Source organism: Bacteroides pyogenes DSM 20611 = JCM 6294 (assembly GCF_000428105.1).
GTDB lineage: Bacteria > Bacteroidota > Bacteroidia > Bacteroidales > Bacteroidaceae > Bacteroides > Bacteroides pyogenes.
Genome location: NZ_ATZH01000074.1, coordinates 1 through 1,556 on the forward strand (window position 1 = coordinate 1; position 1,556 = coordinate 1,556).

Sequence of the window (1,556 nt, forward strand, 5' to 3'; positions counted from 1 at the left end):
TAATTCCCCTAATTAAGGACTGCATTTCGGAGAATAGCCATCCTATTCGCCGAAATTTTTCGGTGAATAATTTGTCTAATCACCGAATAGTGCCTATTTTTGTATAAAACTCAGTGCTATGTTATATATTCATGATTATGATAATTGGTGGCAATTCCGCTACGATAGCCTACGGATAATGAATGAGTTGGGGCGCGTGCGCTCTAAACAAGGAATGATAATAGGGAGAATGCTGTCGCTCGGATTCGATTCTCAAGATGAAGCAGTGTTGTCAAATATTTCTATGGAACTCGTTCGCTCGTCAGAAATTGAAGGAGAGAAACTTAATCTCGAAGAGGTACGATCATCGTTGGCACGCAGACTTGGGATTGCAATGGCGGGAATGGTTTCTGCCTCACGTTATGTGGAAGGAGTTGTAGAAATGCAGTTGGATGCCACGCAAAATTATAATCGTCCACTTTCGTCTGACCGTCTTTTTGGCTGGCACAATGTGCTGTTCCCAACAGGAATAAGCGGATTGTACCGTATTGAAGTGGGTAAATACCGCAGTGGTGAAATGCAGGTAGTATCTGGAGCCATGGGCAAGGAAAGAATACACTACCAAGCCCCTTCGGCAGAGAGGGTTCCTATTGAAATGGAGCAATTCATTTCGTGGGTAAACAGCGACGAGCCTATCGATGCAGTACTAAAAGCAGCTATAGCCCACCTGTGGTTTGTATCCATTCACCCTTTTGATGATGGAAACGGACGTATAGCCCGGGCCTTGACTGATATGTTACTTGCTCGTTCCGAAAATACAGGCAAGCGTTTTTACTCTATATCTGCAGAGATGAAGCTGCTGCAAAAAGAGTATTACGAAGTGCTAGAACGTACACAGCATGGTGACGGTGATATTACTGAATGGATTTTATGGTTCTTGCATTGTTTTGAACAGGCATTAAATTCCGCTGAAAACACTTTGTCATCAGTGCTTCGCAAAGCCGAATTTTGGGAACGCAATCGAAATATTTCATTCAACGAGAGACAAAGGAAGTTGATCAACCTACAATTTGATGGATTTTTTGGCAAACTCTCTACTGGTAAATGGGCAAAAATTGCAAAATGTTCTACAGATACGGCACTCAATGACATCCGTGACCTAGTTGAGAAAGGAGTATTAAAGAAAGCCGAAGAGGGTGGACGTAGTACAAACTATGTCTTGGTAGAAAATCCTTAATGTCTGCAATTATTGAAAGACTTTTTTGCAGTCCAAAAGATAAGCAACCAAAAGTAAGATTACATGGTTTTTCCGATGATTGGCACTTTGTACGACTTTCTGATATTTGCCATAGAATCCGCAGAAAAAACATAGGGGAGCAATGTAAGCAAGTTTTAACGATAGCAGCTCAATAGTAAGCCTCCGGTAAAGTACGTATTGCAAAATACAAAAAATTAGTCCCGACTGGGCACGATTCGTTCAGATTTGCTGAAAACGGAGGATATCCACCCACGCAAAACGGGGATATCCGTTCACTTTTCTAACTCTTTAGTCTAATGGCGATGTAAAATTAGTCATT

At 41.6% G+C, this 1,556-nt stretch carries 1 protein-coding gene; it reads left to right on the plus strand.

The annotated features are described in order from the left end of the window. Positions 1–118 precede the first annotated feature (118 nt). The gene (locus C234_RS0112905; RefSeq protein WP_027326092.1) at positions 119–1,216 is read left to right on the plus strand and encodes a Fic family protein; all 1,098 of its coding nucleotides are present in this window, start codon (positions 119–121) and stop codon (positions 1,214–1,216) included. Positions 1,217–1,556 lie beyond the last annotated feature (340 nt).

Bases quoted from the DNA above. Each gene is read 5' to 3' on its own strand.
- C234_RS0112905 (WP_027326092.1), top strand. From the start codon at position 119: ATGTTATATATTCATGATTATGATAATTGGTGGCAATTCCGCTACGAT.